The following is a 17281-nucleotide window of genomic DNA, read 5'->3' as shown; positions in this document are numbered from 1 at the left end:
AGCCTGGGGTGGAGACGCAAATCGAACCCGCCACACGTGTGCGGCGTCACGTTCTCCGGTTAGAGCGGCTTCACCCAGCGGGACCACTCGGGCTGCGGCGCGTACCCGGCGGTCGACCAGACCCGGTGGGCCGCCTCGTTGTCGTCGAGGACCATCGCGTCGGCCCGCGTCCCGCCGTACGACGCGAAGCGGGCCTCGGCCTGGGCGACCAACTCGCGGCCGATGCCCTGCCGCCGGTGCGACGGGGCGACCGCGAGACGGTAGAGATGGCAGCGCCAGCCGTCCCACCCGACGATGACCGAGCCGACGACAACATCGTTGTCCACGGCAAGAATCAGCGCTTCCGGATCGCGCTCGATCAGCCGCAGTACGGCATCGGCCGAGTCCGGTGGACGATGTGAATCCTCGGCGGCGCCGGCCCAGAACTCCAGCACTGCAAGGGCGTCCGGCGTTTGGGCGTTGCGGTAGGCAACCATCAGCTGGCGGTCTGGAACGTACGGCGGTAATCCTGTGGCGGCACGCCCACCACTCTACGGAAGTGATGACGCAGCAACGCCGCCGTCCCGAATCCTGATTCGGACGCGATCTGCTCGATGCCCATCCGGGTCTGTTCGAGCAGCGTCCGGGCGCGCAGCACGCGCTGAGTGGTGACCCACTTCAACGGCGTCGTCCCGGTCTCGGCGACGAAGCGCCGGGCGAAGGTCCGCTCGGACATCTGCGCGCGCCGGGCCAGCGCGGGCACGGTGTGCTCGGTGGTGAGGTTGTCGATCATCCAGTCCAGCACCGGCTGCAGGCTCTCCCCCGACGACTCCGGCACCGGGACGTCGACGTACTGGCGCTGGCCGCCGTCGCGCTGCGGCGGGACGACCATCCGGCGGGCGATCCGGGTCGCGACCGCGCTGCCGAGCTCACGCCGGACCAGGTGCAGGCACGCGTCGATGCCGGCCGCCGTACCGGCGCTGGTGATGATGTTGCCGTCGTCGACGAACAGCACGTCCGGGTCGACCTTCGCGGTCGGGAACTGCTGCTGGAAACCTTCGGTGTAGCGCCAGTGCGTCGTACACGGCCGGCCGTCGAGCAGTCCGGCCGCGCCCAGGACGTACACCCCGGAGCAGACGGTCAGCAGGATCGCGCCACGGGCCTCGGCCCGGCGGAGTGCCTCCAGGACCCGCTCGTCGTACTCGTGCCGCCAGGTGGTCGCCGGGATGCCGATCAGGTCGGCGTCCTCGAGCTCCTCCAGCCCGTACGGCGCGATCACCTGCGAGAAGGTGCTGGTGTCCATCGGCCGGCCTGGTGTGGTCGAGCACACCTTGAAGTCGAACGGTGGCACTCCGTCGGCGGTGCGGTCGAGCCCGAACACCTCCGCGAGCACTCCGAACTCGAACAGCGCGACGTCCTCCATGAGTACGACGGCGACCTTGTGCAGCATGCGACCAGTATGGCAGGAATTTGTCGAACTATGTCAATAGTGCCACTGGTGGCAGAATCTCAATGGTAGAATCATTACTGCCATGACCGGATACGTAGTTTTCGTAGTACTCGTGCTGGCTGTGATCGCAGCTCTGGAGATCAGCAACAGGCGCCACGCGACCGGTCCGGCGGCCGGCCCGAAGGGCACCTGGATCGCCGACGACCGCGACGTGGCCCGGACCAAGCTCGACCTGCTGGCGCTCGGCGCAGCGGCCAAGCCCTTTGCCCACAAGCCCGTATCGACCACCGGGACCGTGCACACGATCCGCACCGCCCGGCTGCACCACGGCCGTCACGCGGCCTGATCGATTCTTCGCCAGCTGGGGGCGGTCGCATTCGTGACCGCCCGCAGTGCTCCTTCGACCGGGCCGTAGCGGAAGTTGCCGAGCCACACGTGGCTCAGGATCACCTGCAGGACGAAGATCCCCACCGCGAAGCCCATCGTCTCCAGTGGCGACACCTGGCCCACCAGGCCGAGCCCGACGCCGGTGAAGAGCAGCAGGGTCGCCACCGACTGCCCCAGGTAGTTCGAGAGGGCCATCCGACCGGCCGGTGCCAGTAGGCGCCGGATGTCCTCGCCGCGGTCGGTGTGCATGAACCGCAGCAGCGATGCGGCATAGGCGGCCGACAGGAACGGTGCGGTGAGCACGCTGATCAGTACGCCGCTGGTGTCGCCGTTGCCGCCGAGTGACGCGTAGTACAGACCGCCGGTGATACCGACGGTGAAGCCGACCAGCTGGATCAGGCGCAGTACCGCCTCGGTGCCGTTGAGGTTCTTGAGCAGCCGGTGCCGTCCGAGCACCATGCCGACCAGGAACGCGGCCAGCGTGGTCGGGCCTTGCACCGTCAGCAGAGACAGCCCGTACGTCGGCAGGGCGCGAACGTGCTCGCCGATGACGTCGCTGAACGAGCCGGCGAGGTTCGCAGTCGTCTGCTGGGCGGCGGCGACCGCAGTACTCGGGTCGAGGATCGTTGTGGTGTCCAGGAACAGCGCTGCGGCTGCCAGGGTGACGAACAGGTACGCGTAGATCGCGGCGGCGACGATGAGCGCCGTACGGTCCTTCACTCGGCGCATGCCCAGCAGGACGAGGCCGATGATCGCGTAGACGCTGAGGATGTCGCCGGTGATCAGGAAGACCCCGTGCAGTACGCCGATCACCAGCAGCCCGCCCAGCCGCCGCAGCATCCGCGGCCTGAACGCAGCGCCCACCCGCTGCGCCGCCTCCATCTGCAACTGGAAGCTGTAGCCGAACAGGAACGAGAACAGCAGGTAGAACTTCATGTCCACGAAGGCCGTCGAGAGCCAGCGCACCGACTCGTCGAGCCAGGAGCTGTACGCCGGGTCCTCCGCGACGTGGATCGGGAACCCGGAGGTGGCGAAGGTGATGTTGACGACCAAGATGCCCAGCAGGGCGAAACCACGCAGCGCGTCGATGTCCTGAATACGCGTCCGATCCAGTACCTGGCTCATGCCGTCCAGCACACCAGCCCAGCCCTCCGCACACAGTCACGCTGAATCCTCTTCGAGGGTGGACTTACCTCTACCCCCGAATACCCTCGGACCCGTGACCGACTACAGGGACGTAAACCGGGCCAACTGGGACGAGCGGGTGCCGGCCCACGTGGCATCACCCGGCTACAACGTGCAGCGATTCCTCGCGGACCCGTCGCACCTGAGCGGGGTGGTGCGGTTCGACCGGCCGCGGCTCGGTGAGCTGAGCGGGCTGCGCGGGGTCCACCTGCAGTGCCACATCGGCACCGACACCGTGTCGCTGGCGCGGCTGGGGGCGCGGATGAGCGGGCTGGACTTCTCCGCGCCTGCTGTCGAGCATGCGCAGTCGCTCGCCGAGCGGCTCGGGCTGGTGATGGACTTTCACGTCGCCGACGCGTACGACGCGGTGGAGGTGCTCGGGGCGGGAACGTACGACTTCGTCTACACCGGGATCGGGGCGCTGTGCTGGCTGCCTGACATCCGGCGGTGGGCGCAGGTTGTCGCCGGGTTGCTGAAGCCCGGCGGGCGGTTGTTCATCCGCGAGGGTCACCCGATGCTGTGGGCGCTGGGGGCCGGTCCGGAGGTCCCCGAGGTGCGCTACACGTATTTCGAGACCGCGGAGCCGATCGTCTGGGACGAGGGCGGGACGTACGTCGAGACCGAGGTCGAGTTCGCCACCACGCTCACGCATGAGTGGAACCACGGGCTCGGTGAGATCATCACCGCCGTCCAGCAGGCCGGACTGGTGTTCGATTCACTCACCGAGCACGACAGTGCGCCCTGGGACGCCCTGCCCGGTCTGATGACCGAGGACGCCGACGGTGAGTGGCGCCTGACGGTGAATCCGCACCATCTGGCCGCCACCTACACCCTCCAGGCCCATCGACCGGCTCAGTGAGCGCGGCGCTGCTGAACCTTCTGGAACGCCTGCTTGATCTTCTGCTGGTTCTCCGGCTTGCTCAGCTCACGCTGGGCGACCTGCACCAGCTTGGCGACCACAGCGCCCTTCACCAACGTCTTCACGAACCCCATCAGGGCCTCCCTACTCTGTTGTCCACGACGTTACCGTCCGCCACAACCCCCATCCATGGGTGATCCGCCGGAACTGTCCCTGGCGTCAGGCACACTAGGAGCGTGCCTGAGTTGCCGGAGGTGGAGTCGCTCGCCACGTTCCTGCGGGAGCGTGCGGTCGGGCATGCGTTCGTGCGGGCCGACATCACGGCGATCAGCGCCCTGAAGACGTACGACCCGCCGGTGTCCGCGATGGTCGGGCTGCTGATCGACGACGTCCAGCGGCACGGCAAGTTCCTGGACATCTCCGCCCAGGGCGTGCACCTGGTGATCCACCTGGCCCGCGCCGGCTGGCTGCGGTGGAAAGAGGAGCAGAACACCGGGCTGGTCCGGCCGGGCAAGGGGCCGATCGCGCTCCGGACCGTCCTGGACGACGGCTCAGGGTTCGACCTGACCGAGGCCGGCACCCAGAAGAAGCTCGCGGTCTATGTCGTCCGCGACGTCGACGAGGTCCCGGGGATCGCGCGCCTCGGGCCGGATCCGTTCACGCTGTCGCTGGAGGACTTCAGCGAGATCCTCAAGCGCCAGGGCCGGGTCCAGCTCAAGGGCGTCCTGCGCAGCCAGTCGGTGATCGCCGGCATCGGCAACGCCTACTCCGACGAGATCCTGCATGTCGCAAAGATGAGCCCGTTCAAACCCGCGTCGAACCTGTCGGACGACGAGCTCAAGACGCTGTACGACGCGATGCGCGAAACCCTGCAGGACGCCGTCAACCGCTCCGCCGGCCTCGCCGTGCAGGACCTGAAGTCGGAGAAGAAGTCCGGCCTGCGCGTGCACGGCCGCAAGGGCGAGAAGTGCCCGATCTGCGGCGACGTCGTCCGCGAGGTCAGCTTCGCCGACTCCTCCCTGCAGTACTGCGCGACCTGCCAGACCGGCGGCAAGCCGCTGGCCGACCGAAGGCTGTCCAAGCTGCTGAAGTAGTAGGTTCCCGCCCATGCGGAAGATCTACGTGGCAGCACACGTCTACATGATTCTGGGTCTACAACGCGGGTCTCGCGCTCACGATCGGGATGATGATCCTCCGCGGCACGATGACCGTGCTGGGCCACCAGGCCGGGGCCGCGCTGGACGGCATCTCCGGCCTGGGGCACATCGTCATCACACTCGGTCTGATCTTCTTCTTCGTGAACCTCGGCAAGCGCCTGCCCGCCAAGGAGGTCACCGAGCAGGCCGAAGCGGTCAAGTAGTCATCTGGTCGAACATGGTCTTCACGTCGGGCGTGTTCGGCGTCGACAGAAGGGTCGGCGTACCGCTCGTCGTCCGGCGTGAAGTCACCGCGAAGACGTAGCCGAGGTTGGCGTCGATCCGGTCCTTCAACCACGGTCCGCCGCTGGCGCCGCCGTTCATCGAGCAGGTCAGCGCCGCGTCCGAACCGCCCCACGCGTAGGTGTCGCCGTCGCAGTAGTACGGCACCTCGCCGTTGTACGGCGGTTCGGCCGGCCAGCCCCAGATCCGGGTGCCCGGCTGGTTCTGCCCGTTGCCCCAGACCAGCCCGTTCCCGCCGACCGCGTCGATCAGGTTCGAGCCGTTGCGCTGCTGGAGCGTGACGAAGGCCTGGTCGTGGGTGAAGTCGCTGCTGTTGATCCAGGAGTTGAAGGTTCGCGCCTGGCTCCAGTTCCACAGGCCGTAGCCGGACTGGCCGTTGTAGTACGCCGGCGCGAACACAATGTTCGAGTGCCACGCACCCCCGGCGCCGCTGTGCACACAGTGGCCGGCGGTGATGATCAGGTTCTTGTAGCTGTTGTTGATCGTGGACGCCGAGCAGACGTAGTTCAGCCCGTTGTCGGTGAAGAACAGCTTGCCCGCGGTACTCGGTACTGCGTCGTTGGCGAGCTTGTGGCCCTTCGGTGCGACCGGGTCGGACGCGATACCGCTTGAGGTGGAACTCCCTTGTTTTGCAGGGCTTGCAGAGGCAGGCAGGTCGGCAGGGATGGCGTTCCGCAGCTTCTCGGCGGTCCAGTAGCCGGTCGCGTCCAACGCACCGGCGGGCGCCTTCGACGGCAGCGCGGGCGCGCGTACCGCAGTTGTTGGTTCGATGACGTCAGCCGCGGCCGGGGCGACGGTGGCGCCGGTGACGAGCAGGATCCCGGCGGCGAGCAGGCGGACAGTGGTTCTGCGCATGCGTGAACTCCTCGATCGGGGCGGTAGATCGATTCACTGCCAGTACAGGGGAAGCGCTCTCAGAATGCAAGCGGTCACAAGTCGACGACGTACGGTGAGGAAGCCGACCGTCGGCCCGCCTCCAACCGGACCCGCAACTCGTGCCGGCCGGGTGGACCGGCAACCCGGGTCGCCCATCCGACGGACCTGCCCGGCTCGAGTCCGTCGAAGGCCCACGCCTGCTCGGTCGCGGACCAGCCCGACGGCAGCGGCAGCTCGACCTCACCGCGCGCCGTCGTACGGCCGAAGTTCGTCACGACCACGGTGACCTCGTCGCGGCCCGGGTGGATCGAGGCCAGCACCGCGCCGACCTGGGCGACCAGCACCCGCCGTACGCCGACCGGGATCGCCAGTGGCACGACCCGAAGCGCAGGCATCGGGAACGCGCCGATCGTCGTCCGGGTGAGCTGCTGACCGGTCACGGCGTACCGTCGGCCGGCCAGGCGGATGTGGTGCTGGCTGTCCGGCTCGACCATGCCGACGAACCGTACGGCGACATCCATGGGGCGGCGCGCGACCAGGTGGGCCTTCGCACCGGTCGGAGCGAGATCCCAGACGCCGTCCGCGTTCGCGGTGACCGTGTCCGGCGGGACGATCCGCAGCTTGCCCTGCAACGCCACGCGGACGACCGGAGCCTCGCCCGAGTCGGGCAGCCGGACGACCAGGTCGTCGCCGTCCTGACGCCAGGTCAGCGCACGACCGGTGTGGTCCTCGACGACATGCAGCGGCGTGGTGGCCAGACCAGGCAGGCGTACTTCGTGGTCGGGTGGACGGCGGGCGATCCGGAGCAGCAGGAGCTCACGACTCCGCAGAATTGCCTCACCCCAGGGTTGCGGTTCGAACTCTCCCGGGATCCCCTGAATCAGCGCCACCGCAACCTCCCTTCGAGCCACGGTCCGAAATCCCCCGCCCGGTGTCAATAGCTTTCCGGACTCTGGGCAACCGCCTTCCGGAACCGGCCGCCTGCGGGTACCACCGGTCTGCCATGCTTGGGGCATGTTCCGGAACCAGGAGATCCCCGCGGTGGTCGTGGCCGAGCTCGACGACGAACTGCTCGCCGAGGCGTTCGTGCTCGACGTGCGCGAGCCGGACGAGTGGGACCGCGGGCACATCGAGGGCGCCGTACACATCCCGCTCGGTCAGCTGCAGGACCGGGTCGGCGAGGTGCCGCTCGACCAGAAGGTGCTCTGCGTCTGCGCCGTCGGCGGCCGTTCCGGCATGGCCACCCAGTTCCTGAACCAGGTCGGACGCGAGGCGATCAACCTGGACGGCGGCATGCACGCCTGGCAGACCTCCGGCCGTCCCGTCAGCACTAACTGAGTCGTCCGCCCTCGGGGAGCACGGCCTCGACGCGCCAGCCGTTGGTGATGGGGCCGGCGGTCAGTTGACCGCCCAGGTCCTGGACGCGGTCACGCAGACCGGCAAGACCGTAGCCGGTGCCCGACAGGTGCGGGCGCTCGTTCACCGGGGCGCCGTTCTCTACCCGAACGCTCAGGTCCCGACCTGATCCACGGACGACGACTCGTACCGCAGCACCCGGTGCGTACCGCAGTGCGTTCGTCAGACTCTCCTGTACGACGCGGAACGCCGCATGCGCGACCGGCGCCGACACCCCGTCCCGCGAACCCTCGAACCGGCACGACACATCCAGTCCGCTCCGCGCTGCCCTCGTGACGATCTCCTCGATCAGCGACAGGTCCGGACCGCCGACCTCGACACCACCGAGCAGCTCGACCAGCCGCCGCAGGTCCTCGTGCCCCTGCCGCGCCGACTCCGCCAGCCCGGCGAACACCTGCGACGTACCGACCGGATCCCGATCCACGAGCCGCTGCCCGGCCGCCGCCTGGATCACCATCACGCTGATCGCGTGCCCGACGATGTCGTGCAACTCGGACGCGATCCGCGCCCGCTCATGCCGTACGGCGAGCTCGGCGAACAGCTCGCGTTCCTCCTCGAGCTCCCGCCCGCGCCGTGCGAGTGCCTCGGCCGACTCCCGGTGCAACCGCAGTACCGTGCCGGCCAGGAAGCTCGGCACGCTGAACATGACGAGCGGCACCTCGATGTCGCCCCCGAGCACGATCCAGAGAGTGGCCAGGTACGCCGCCAGCCCGGCCGCAACCACCCACGACGCGCGCCCGGACCAGCCGAGCGCCGCGACCAGCGTCAGCAGCGCGAGGATCGCGAACGCTGTATCCGGGAACCAGCCGTACGCGTTGAGTGCAACCGGCACCAGCAGGAGCGCGCCGCCGCCGATGGCACCCAGCCGGGGACAGGTCCGCCACCACAGCAGCATCAGCCCACTCGCCACGAGCCCCGCGGTGAACAGGTTCCCGCCGACCGACGTCGGCCAGCCGTGGATCGCAGTCGGTACGACGATGGCCGCGGCGACCAGCACCACGATCCCCACCCGCTCGAGCCTGCGTCCCGCGTTCATGTCGCTCAGCCGACCACCGGCAGTTGGGCGATCGCGCCCGCCCGCCCCCTGGTGACCTTCACGTCGACCGAACCACCCAGCAACTTGGCACGCTCCTTGGCCCGGGCAACCGCCGCCTTCAGATCGGCCGCCTCGCCGACCTGCCCGTTCACCCGGATCTCGAGCGCGTCGTCCTCGAACCGCACCGACACCACGATCGGCGCATCGGCCTGATCGGCCAGCGCGGTGACGAGATGCTCGACAATTCGGTACGCCGAAAGCTCAACAGTTGCAGGCAATGCGCGTGGGTCGCCGGTCACGACCAGTTGCGAGTGCGCCGTACGAAGCCGTGCGAGCAATGTGTCGAGATGAGCCACCGTAGGCGTCGGGGCGAACGCGACATCGTCGCCGCGCAGCAGCCCGACGATCTCGCGCATGTCGTCCAACGTCTGCCGGCTGTCGGACTCGATCGACTCCAGTACGGCCCTTGCTTCCGCAGGCGGCAGCCCGTCCGCGGACTCGGCCGCCGTGGTCAGCCCGGCCAGCCGCTCCTGCAGTAAGCCGTCGAGCTGCCGCGAGAGTCGCGCCCGGTCGTCCGCGACGTCGAGTGCGGCCCGCTCGTCGCGTAGTTGCCGCAGCTCCGCCTCGCGGTCCGCAAGCTCCCGGTTCAGCGCCGTACGACGACGGGCCGCGAGCCCGACGCCGAACACGATGCAGACGATCGGCAGCGCGAGGATGATCGCGCCCGGGCCGGTGGTCGCGTCGACGACCAGCACGAGGACGGTCAGCGCGATGCTCAGGCCGCATGCGATCCACGCGGTCGTCCGCTTGGACGCCTGCGCCCCGAGGAACGCGATCACGAACGCCAGCGGGAGACCCGCACCGCAGCGGGTCACCCACCCGAACAGCAGATCGTGCGAAGCCATCGCCAGCACGGCGACCGTGGCGACGGCGAGGATGCCTCGACGCCACCACAGCACCGGAATTGTCGCCGCCGCGAACACCGGGATCATCCAGACCGAGTGCGAGCTCTGGGCGTGCACCATCGATCCCTCCGCGATGGCGTTGCGCACCTGGGCCTCGGAGGTCTGGAGGTTCTCCACCATCAACAGGACGCCGAGCAGGGTGAGACCGCCCGCGATCCCCCCATCGCGGACCTTGACCCCTGTGAAGATCCCACCCATGACCGGCTCCTACTCAAGCGGCCGTGTGCTCGTGGACAACTGCGGCGGACTGCTTGGTGACTCGATTCTGCACGAGTACGCCGATCCCGTAGAAGAGCGCGATCCCCGGCAGTGCGATCGCCAGGGCGCTGGCCACGGTGTCGATCGACGAGTCCCGCCACAGCATCACCAGCTCGAGCAGGACAACGCCCCCGAGGCCGATCAGCTGGTTCAGCCACGAGCCGGCGAAGCGCGCGACGGCGTACGCGAGCGCGAAGCCCAGCGGGATGACGACGCCGCACCGCGTCACCCAGCCGAACGCGAGCACGTGCGCCAGCGTCGTGACGGCAGTGACGCCGACCACCGCGAGGATGTTGCGCCGGCGCCACAGGATCGGCAGCGTCACCAGCAGGAAGACCGGCAGCATCGCCCACGTGGTCGTCGACAGCGGATGCGGCAGGTCGGCATCGGTGGCCGTGATGTTCTCGAGCATCAGCAGTACACCGGCAGCGGTCATGAGGCCGGCCAGCACGTAGTCGAGGGGCCTGATCCCCTTCAAGATCTCGTTCATCGGTTCGTCCCTTCATCCCCGGGTCTTATGACCCCATGCAGCGAAGGTAGATTTCGGCGCCTGTCGTCCACGTCTGGCGCAAGAACGATCCTCCGGACCGGCCGTCGTCCGCAGGGATGACGGCGTCGGCCCCGCGGATGACGCACAATCACCGTGTGTCCGAGAAGATCCGTGTGTTGGTCGCCGACGATCAGACCCTGGTGCGTACCGGGTTCCGGGTGATCCTGGAGGCCGAGGGCGATATCGAGGTGGTCGCCGAGGCCGACACGGGTACGGCGGCCATCCGCCAGGCCCAGCTGGCCGCGCCGGACGTGATCCTGATGGACATCCGGATGCCCGAGCTCGACGGGCTGTCCGCGACCGAGGAGATCCGCCGCCAGCCGGATCCGCCGACGATCATCGTGCTCACGACGTTCGACCAGAACGAGTACGTCTACCGCGCGCTCCGGGCAGGTGCGGCCGGCTTCCTGCTCAAGGACTCGCCGTCGACGCGTCTGATCGCGGCGGTCCGCGCGGCGGCGACCGGCGACTCGCTGATCGAGCCTGCGATCACCCGGCGGCTGGTCGAGCGCTTCGCCGAGCCGGTCGTCGCTCAAGGGCTGCCGCCCGAGCTCGCCACGCTGACCGACCGGGAGCTCGACGTACTGCGGTTGATCGCGCGCGGGCTGTCCAACGCCGAGATCGCGACCGAGCTCGTGGTGGCCGAGACGACCGTGAAGACGCACGTCGCCCGGCTGCTGACCAAGCTCGGGGTCCGCGACCGGGTCCAGGCTGTCGTGGTGGCCTACGAGACCGGATTCGCTAACCGCCGCTGAACGATAGGTGAAAGACCTTCCGATTCGGGCCGTGGGAGGTTAGTTTGTCACAGCTGTCCGTCCGCTGGGGAGGCTCCTGTGACACTCGTCCGTGCTCTGACCACAGCCGTAGGCGTCGGCGGCCTACTCGCCGGCGTACTCGTCAATCCCGCTCTCGGGCAGACATCCGCAGGCATCACGGACGCCGCGATCGCCGAGGACGGCGTCCTGACGTCGCGGGTGGACAGCCCGGTCGCGCCGGGGGTGAACTACACGTCGTTCGAGCGTCTCGACCCGAAGGGCTGGCAGCGCGGCGACATCCTCGACACCGACCTGGACAAGCACGGCGTGACCGTCGACCTGGTCAACAACGGCGGTCATGTGTCCGGCGGTCAGCCGCTCAGCCAGCAGCTCGCCCGTAAGGGCGCGATCGCCGGTGTGAACGGTGACTTCTTCGACATCAACGACACGACCGCGCCGCTCGGCGTCGGTGTGGAATCCGGCAAGCTGACGAACGCGCCGGCCGCCGGCCACAACGACACCGCGGTGATCGGCAAGGACGGGCTGGGCAAGATCGCCGAGCTGTTCCTGCAGGGCACGGTGACCGACGGCGCCACCAAGCTCGAGCTGACCAACCTCAATTCGCCGGCCGTCAACTCCGGCGGTATCGGCCTCTACACCCCGGAGTGGGGCGACGCGGCCCGGACCCGGACCGTGGACGGCCTGCCGACCGTACGCGAGGTGATCCTTCGCGACGGTGTGGTCGTCTCGTCGGCTGCCACTCCGGCAACCACCCCGTTGGCAGCCGGTGAGCAGGCGCTGATCGGCCGCGAGGCCGGCGCCGACGCGCTGACCGCGCTGCAGGTCGGCGACCACGTCGACGTCGCGTACGGCCTGCGTCCCGACGCGGCCGATGTCGCGGCCGCGGTCAGCGGCAATTACCAGCTCGCGAAGGACGGCAAGGTCCCCGACGACGTACCGGACGCGGATCTCGCGCCGCGGACCGCGATCGGGTTCGACGCCGACGGCAGCCGGATGATCCTGCTGACCGTCGACGGCCGGGCGACCGGATCGCGCGGGCTGTCGCTCAAGGAGATGGGCGAGCTGATGATCAGCCTCGGGGCTGACGACGCGCTGAACCTCGACGGCGGCGGCTCGTCCACGATGCTCGCCCGGACGCCGGGCAAGGCCGCGCCGGACGTCGTCAACGACCCGTCCGACGGCGGCGAGCGGCTGATCCCGAACGGTCTCGGACTGCTACCGGTCAAGGGTTCCGGCAAGCTGAAGGGCTTCCGCGTCGAGTCCGTGGGCACCTCCCAGGAAGGCCCCGACGCCGACCTCTCCCGCAGCTCCCGCGTCCTCACCGGACTCAGCCGCGTGCTCACCGCCACCGGGTACGACGAGACCTACGCACCCGCGTCCGGTACGCCGTCGTGGCACGCCGGCAGCAACGTCCGCATCGACCAGCACGGTGTCGTCACCGGCCGCCGAGCGGGCGACGTGGTCGTGACCGCGACCCGCGCCGCGGCGAACGGAAGGTTCCCGATGACAGTCCTCGGTACGCCGACCCGCCTCGCCCCCTCGACCCGCCAGGTCTCGCTGGCCGACTCCACCGGGAAGGGCTTCTTCGAGGTCGACGGGTACGACGCCGACGGGTTCTCCACCTGGATCGAACCGCGGGACGTCGAGCTCAGCTACGACCCGGCCGCCGTCAAGGTTGTTGCCGCGCGCAACGGCTTTGAGGTGAACACGCTGACCGACGACGCGGTCTCGACCGTGATCACAGCGAAGGTCGGTGCCCTGAGCACCCAGTTGAGCGTGACATCGGGCCTGACCAGCACAGTCGTCGACAAGCTCGACGACCTGACCAAGTGGGCGGCGAACGCCGTACCGGTCGGCGCGGCGACGGCGACGCGGTCCGCTGCGGAGGGCCATGACGGCGGGCCGGCGATCGCGCTCGACTACTCGTTGACGGGCAGCACGGCCACGCGGGCGGCGTACCTCTCGCAGACCCCGCAGCAAACGCTGCCGGGGCAGCCGCAGAAGCTCGGCGCCTGGATCTACGGCGACGGCAAGGGTGCGTGGCTGCGGGCGAACGCCTACGACGCCGCCGGCGGTACGGCGCAGACGCTGAACCTCGCGGCCACGGTCGACTGGACCGGCTGGAAGTACGTCGAGGCGGACATCCCGCCCGGGCTGACGTACCCGCTGCGGTTCTGGCGGATCTACGTCGTGGAGACCTCGCCGACCCGGCAGTACTCGGGCCGGATCGTCATCGACGACCTGACCGTGCGGAGCGCGCCGCCGGTGACTCTCCAGCCGCCCGCGAAGGTGATCGACCCGATGGTCGTCACCGACGGGACTGTGCAGACGAGCGGCCGCTGGCGGTTCGCGGTGATGTCCGACGCGCAGTTCACCTCCGACGACCCGAACTCGGACTACGTGAAGCAGGCCCGGCGGACGATCCGCGAGGCGCTCGCACAGAACCCCGACTTCCTCGTGATCAACGGCGACTTCGTCGACCGGGCGTTCGGGCCGGACATCGCGCTGGCCAAGCAGATCATCGACGAAGAGGTGGCCGGCAAGGTGCCGGTGCACTACGTGCCCGGCAACCACGAGACCTACGGGCCCGGCGACCTGTCGGAGTGGAAGAAGGTCTTCGGGGCGGCGACCAGCACGTTCGACCACAAGGGCACGCGGTTCATCCTGCGCGACTCGTCGCTCGGGTCGCTGCGGGCCGGCGGGTTCGACCAGATCCTCGACCTGCGCAAGCAGCTCGACTCGGCCGCTGCCGATCCGTCCATCAAGAACGTCGTGGTGATGGCGCACCACCCGATCGACGACCCGTCGCCGACGCAGAACTCGCAGCTCGGCGACCGCAAGGAAGCCGCCATGATCGTCCAGTGGCTGGCTGACTTCCGCGCGTCGACGGGTAAGGGCGCGGCGTACATGGCGGCGCACGCCGGGACGTTCGCCGCGACGCGGACCGACGGTGTGCTGCTGCCGCTGACCGGCAACTCGGGCAAGAGCCCGGCCGCTGCGCCGGATGCGGGCGGCTTCACCGGCTGGGCGCTGGTCGGGATCGATCCGCACGTGACGGCCGCACCTGCGGGCGAGCGGAACTGGTCGGCGCCGGAGCGGTCCTGGTTCCAGGTCGAACTGCGGCCGCACGTCGACTCGCTCGAACTGGCCGCGCCTGCATCGCTCCGCCGTGGGCAGTCCGCGGCGGCATCGGCCACGGTCGTCCAGGAGGACCGAAGGGTCCCGGTCACCTTCCCGGTCTCTGCGGACTGGTGGGGCTCGACGTTCATGTACATCGGTCCGGCCAAGAGCGCGCCGTTCTGGGCGGTCGCGTCGTACGATCCGGCGACCGGTCAGCTGACCGCCCTGCACCCGGGCACCGCGCAGTTGGGTGTGACGGTGAATGGCGTCTCCAAGAGCACGACGCTGCGGGTGGATTGGTAGCGTCCTCGGCGTGACTGACGTGGTGGTGCCGCAGCGACTGCGGAGTGGTGATCGGGTTGCTGTGGTGGCGCCGTCTGGCCGGGTGGACGGCGCACGCCTCCAGATCGGCTTGGAGCACCTCCGGTCGTGGGGTCTCGAGGTCGACGTGATGCCGTCGGTGCTGGCCGGGCACGAGCGGTTCCAGTACCTCGCTGCGGACGACAAGGCGCGCGCTCTCGACCTGCGCCACGCGTGGTTGGACCCGCAGTACGCAGCGGTGTTCTGCGCGCGCGGCGGGTACGGCGTACAGCGGATGCTCGAGTACGTCGACTTCGACGAGCTGGTCGCCGTACCGAAGTGGTTCCTCGGGTTCAGCGACATCACCGCACTGCACGAGCCGCTGAACGCACGTGGTCTGGTGACGCTGCACGGGCCGATGGCTGCTGCCGTCGAGCAGTTGGAGAACGAGGTCGGCCGGGAACGGCTGCGGGCGCTGCTGTTCGAGCCATCGCAGGTGACCGACCTACTGGCACCCCACGGCGCAGGCACTGTGGTTGGCGGGGTCGCCGAGGGCCGGTTGTGCGGCGGCAACCTCGCGTTGCTGGCGTCCAGCGTTGGTACGCCGACGTACGCGCCTCCTGCCGGTGTGGTCGTGCTGGAGGAGGTCGACGAGGCCGGCTATCGCGTGGACCGGATGCTGACGCAGCTGCTGCGCGCCGGGTGGTTCGACCAGGTGACGGGCCTCGTGATCGGCGACTTCAGCGGCGTCCAGGATCCGCTCGACGTTGTCCGCGAGCGGCTCGAGCCCCTCGGCGTACCGATGGTCGAGGGCGCGGCGATCGGGCATGAGGCACTGAACCTCGCCGTACCGCTCGGATTGCCGGTGCGCTTGGACGCGACCGCCGCGACTCTCACCCCAGGTGCTCTCGCAGGAAGTTGAAGGCCTGCGGGTAGGCGTCGAGGCGGTTCTTGAGTTTGGCGAGGCCGTGGCCCTCGTCGGGGTAGACCAGCAGTTGGCACGGCACGCCGCGGTTCGTCAGGGCCTCGGTGATCTGCTCTGCCTCCGACAACGGCACGCGCGGGTCGTTGGCGCCGTGGATGACGAACAGCGGCGCCCGGATGTCGTCGACCCGGCTGAGCGGGCTGGCTGACTCCAGGAACTCGCGGTCGGTGGCGAGATAGCCGTACTCGCGCTCGCGCATGGCGCGCCGGTAGTCCGAGGTGTTCTCCAGGAACGTCACCAGCGAAGCGATTCCGACGATGTCCACACCGGCTGCCCACAGGTCCGGCTGGAACGCGACGCCGGCCAGCACCATGTACCCGCCGTACGAACCGCCCCACAGCGCGGCTCGCTTCGGGTCGCCGCCGATGGTCGGCAACCAGGCGTTGATCGCGGCCAGGTCCTTGACGGAGTCGAGGCGCAGTTGCCGGTCGTCGAGCGTGTACCAGCGCTTGCCGTATCCAGCCGAGCCGCGGACGTTCGGCACGATGACCGTGTGCCCCTCGCCGGCCAGCGCCGCGATGATCGGGCTCCAGATCCGCAGCGCCGCACCCTCCGGACCGCCATGCACATGGACGACGGTCGAGCCCAGGTCGGCAGCGGTTGGCCGGAAGACAAACACCGGCACCTGCTCGCCGTCGAACGACGGCACCCGCAGGCTTTCCGGATGGCTCAGGTCGACGGGGACCTCTACCGGTCGAACTGCCGTCAGCTCACCGCTCGGGACAAACCGGTACACGGTCGGCGGCGTGACCGGCGAGTTGTAGGTAATGGCCGCGAACGAGCCGTCGGACGACCAGATCGGATCCGGAGTTGCCATCGACAACGCGGCCACACCGCCGGCGGGCAGGTCGAGCGGCGCGATCAGCGAGCCATCCTCCAACCGGTGCAGCGCCAGCGTCACCTCGCCGTCCTCCAGCGCGGCGACCAGCATCTGCTCGCCATTCGGTGAGGGCCACCCAGCCAGGTCGCGAGCGTCATCCACGAGTGCGTCGCTCCACGCCGCGTCGGCCACGTCGTACCGGCGGAGGGCCATGCGGTCGCGGTCCGCGTTTGTCGACACCAGGAACGCCGACGAATCCGGGAGCCAGGCGACGGTGCCCTGGTCGTTGTGCGCGTCCTCTGCGGTGAGCTCGGTGACGGAGCGGCTCGACGTCTCGACCAGTAGCAGCTGCATCGAGTTAGCCGGGGTGCTCGCCTTCATCAGGACGACCCACTTGTCGTCCGGGGACGCGCTGACACCCATCACCCAGCCGCCCTCGTCGTACAGGACGGTGTCGCGACCGGTGGCCAGATCGCGCGTGACCAGGTCGAAGTCGACGCCGTTGCGGCGGTTCGTCGTGTAGAGCACTCGTCCGGTCCGGGCGGCGACCAGGTTGTGGATGTGCTCCGCGTCGTGGACCAGTGGGGTCAGCTGGGGCAGACCGGGCTCGTCGAGGTCGACCACGGAGAGCTGACTGCGCTCGTCGCCGCCGGTGTCGTGCTCGATGACGACCTGGCTGCTGCCTGGAACGAACCGAGCGCCGCGGCAGGTGTCACCAAGGTCGGTGAGCGCTCGCCAGGACCCGTCCGGTGCGACTTCGTTGACCTGGCGGGTGCCGGTGCCGTCATACAGCACGAGCATCCGGCCCTCGTCGTCCACATCGAGGGCCATCGTGGTGGGCAAGGAGAACAGCGTCGTCAGCAGCACCCGTTCATCCTCA

The 17281-nt window shown here is 69.0% G+C and carries 17 protein-coding genes and 1 pseudogene; 8 read left to right on the top strand and 10 right to left on the bottom strand.

What is annotated here, in order from left to right:
- Positions 1 to 59 precede the first annotated feature (59 nt).
- Positions 60 to 476 carry a GNAT family N-acetyltransferase gene (locus ABT313_RS17355; RefSeq protein ID WP_350854079.1) on the bottom strand — a complete coding sequence of 139 codons (417 nt, stop codon included), beginning with the start codon at positions 474 to 476 and terminating at the stop codon, positions 60 to 62.
- On the bottom strand, positions 476 to 1429 hold the full coding sequence (locus ABT313_RS17350) for a helix-turn-helix domain-containing protein (protein ID WP_350854076.1): 954 nt from the start codon (positions 1427 to 1429) through the stop codon (positions 476 to 478). The genes ABT313_RS17355 and ABT313_RS17350 overlap by 1 nt, the downstream gene beginning before the upstream one ends.
- Positions 1430 to 1511: 82 nt before the next feature.
- On the opposite strand from ABT313_RS17350, the gene ABT313_RS17345 reads away from it, so the two are divergent.
- Complete coding sequence (locus ABT313_RS17345) at positions 1512 to 1775, top strand: hypothetical protein (RefSeq protein WP_350854074.1); 264 nt, start codon at positions 1512 to 1514, stop codon at positions 1773 to 1775.
- Here ABT313_RS17345 and ABT313_RS17340 read toward each other — a convergent pair.
- On the bottom strand, positions 1763 to 2941 hold the full coding sequence (locus ABT313_RS17340; RefSeq protein WP_350854071.1) for a DUF418 domain-containing protein: 1179 nt from the start codon (positions 2939 to 2941) through the stop codon (positions 1763 to 1765). The two genes, ABT313_RS17345 and ABT313_RS17340, sit on opposite strands and share 13 nt — an antisense overlap.
- 94 nt (positions 2942 to 3035) lie before the next feature.
- On the opposite strand from ABT313_RS17340, the gene ABT313_RS17335 reads away from it, so the two are divergent.
- Entirely contained in the window at positions 3036 to 3860 is an 825-nt protein-coding gene (locus ABT313_RS17335) for a class I SAM-dependent methyltransferase (RefSeq protein ID WP_350854068.1), read from the top strand.
- Here the strand turns inward: ABT313_RS17335 and ABT313_RS17330 are convergent.
- Positions 3854 to 3994: a hypothetical protein gene (locus ABT313_RS17330; protein WP_166678253.1), complete on the bottom strand. Its 141-nt coding sequence runs from the start codon at positions 3992 to 3994 to the stop codon at positions 3854 to 3856. The two genes, ABT313_RS17335 and ABT313_RS17330, sit on opposite strands and share 7 nt — an antisense overlap.
- Before the next feature lie 102 nt (positions 3995 to 4096).
- Between ABT313_RS17330 and ABT313_RS17325 the strand changes: the two genes are divergently transcribed.
- Positions 4097 to 4954 (top strand): DNA-formamidopyrimidine glycosylase family protein, encoded by an 858-nt coding sequence (locus ABT313_RS17325; protein WP_350854064.1) that lies wholly within the window; start codon positions 4097 to 4099, stop codon positions 4952 to 4954.
- Between the two features lie 62 nt (positions 4955 to 5016).
- Positions 5017 to 5220 (top strand): annotated as a pseudogene (locus ABT313_RS17320) (DUF2871 family protein); the annotation flags it as partial.
- On the opposite strand, the gene ABT313_RS17315 reads toward ABT313_RS17320, so the two are convergent.
- A complete protein-coding gene (locus ABT313_RS17315) occupies positions 5213 to 6154 on the bottom strand; it encodes a trypsin-like serine peptidase (protein ID WP_350854062.1) in 942 nt (313 codons plus the stop codon). The pseudogene ABT313_RS17320 and the gene ABT313_RS17315 sit on opposite strands and share 8 nt — an antisense overlap.
- Before the next feature lie 74 nt (positions 6155 to 6228).
- A complete protein-coding gene (locus tag ABT313_RS17310; RefSeq protein ID WP_350854059.1) occupies positions 6229 to 7065 on the bottom strand; it encodes a hypothetical protein in 837 nt (278 codons plus the stop codon).
- Positions 7066 to 7189: 124 nt separating this feature from the next.
- Here ABT313_RS17310 and ABT313_RS17305 point away from each other — a divergent pair, with 124 nt between their 5' ends.
- Positions 7190 to 7513: a rhodanese-like domain-containing protein gene (locus ABT313_RS17305; RefSeq protein WP_350854056.1), complete on the top strand. Its 324-nt coding sequence runs from the start codon at positions 7190 to 7192 to the stop codon at positions 7511 to 7513.
- Here ABT313_RS17305 and ABT313_RS17300 read toward each other — a convergent pair.
- The 3 genes from ABT313_RS17300 to ABT313_RS17290 are packed head-to-tail and all read right to left on the bottom strand — an operon-like array spanning position 7506 to position 10340.
- Positions 7506 to 8627, bottom strand: coding sequence for a sensor histidine kinase (locus tag ABT313_RS17300; protein ID WP_350854053.1), 1122 nt, complete (start codon positions 8625 to 8627; stop codon positions 7506 to 7508). The two genes, ABT313_RS17305 and ABT313_RS17300, sit on opposite strands and share 8 nt — an antisense overlap.
- Positions 8628 to 8632: 5 nt before the next feature.
- Positions 8633 to 9790 carry a sensor histidine kinase gene (locus tag ABT313_RS17295; RefSeq protein WP_350854051.1) on the bottom strand — a complete coding sequence of 386 codons (1158 nt, stop codon included), beginning with the start codon at positions 9788 to 9790 and terminating at the stop codon, positions 8633 to 8635.
- Between the two features lie 13 nt (positions 9791 to 9803).
- The gene (locus tag ABT313_RS17290; RefSeq protein WP_350854048.1) at positions 9804 to 10340 is read right to left on the bottom strand and encodes a hypothetical protein; all 537 of its coding nucleotides are present in this window, start codon (positions 10338 to 10340) and stop codon (positions 9804 to 9806) included.
- A gap of 155 nt (positions 10341 to 10495) precedes the next feature.
- Between ABT313_RS17290 and ABT313_RS17285 the strand changes: the two genes are divergently transcribed.
- From ABT313_RS17285 to ABT313_RS17275, 3 genes are all read left to right on the top strand, one after another.
- Entirely contained in the window at positions 10496 to 11155 is a 660-nt protein-coding gene (locus ABT313_RS17285; RefSeq protein ID WP_350854046.1) for a response regulator, read from the top strand.
- A 78-nt stretch (positions 11156 to 11233) separates the two neighbouring features.
- Positions 11234 to 14599 carry a phosphodiester glycosidase family protein gene (locus tag ABT313_RS17280; RefSeq protein WP_350854043.1) on the top strand — a complete coding sequence of 1122 codons (3366 nt, stop codon included), beginning with the start codon at positions 11234 to 11236 and terminating at the stop codon, positions 14597 to 14599.
- 10 nt (positions 14600 to 14609) lie between these two features.
- The gene (locus ABT313_RS17275; protein WP_350854040.1) at positions 14610 to 15518 is read left to right on the top strand and encodes a S66 peptidase family protein; all 909 of its coding nucleotides are present in this window, start codon (positions 14610 to 14612) and stop codon (positions 15516 to 15518) included.
- On the opposite strand, the gene ABT313_RS17270 is transcribed toward ABT313_RS17275, so the two are convergent.
- Complete coding sequence (locus ABT313_RS17270; protein ID WP_350854037.1) at positions 15490 to 17268, bottom strand: S9 family peptidase; 1779 nt, start codon at positions 17266 to 17268, stop codon at positions 15490 to 15492. The genes ABT313_RS17275 and ABT313_RS17270 overlap by 29 nt on opposite strands.
- Positions 17269 to 17281: the final 13 nt, after the last annotated feature.

Origin of the sequence: Kribbella sp. NPDC000426 (assembly GCF_040300265.1) — a bacterium.
Lineage (GTDB): Bacteria > Actinomycetota > Actinomycetes > Propionibacteriales > Kribbellaceae > Kribbella.
This window is presented reverse-complemented; position numbering and strand designations above follow the sequence as displayed.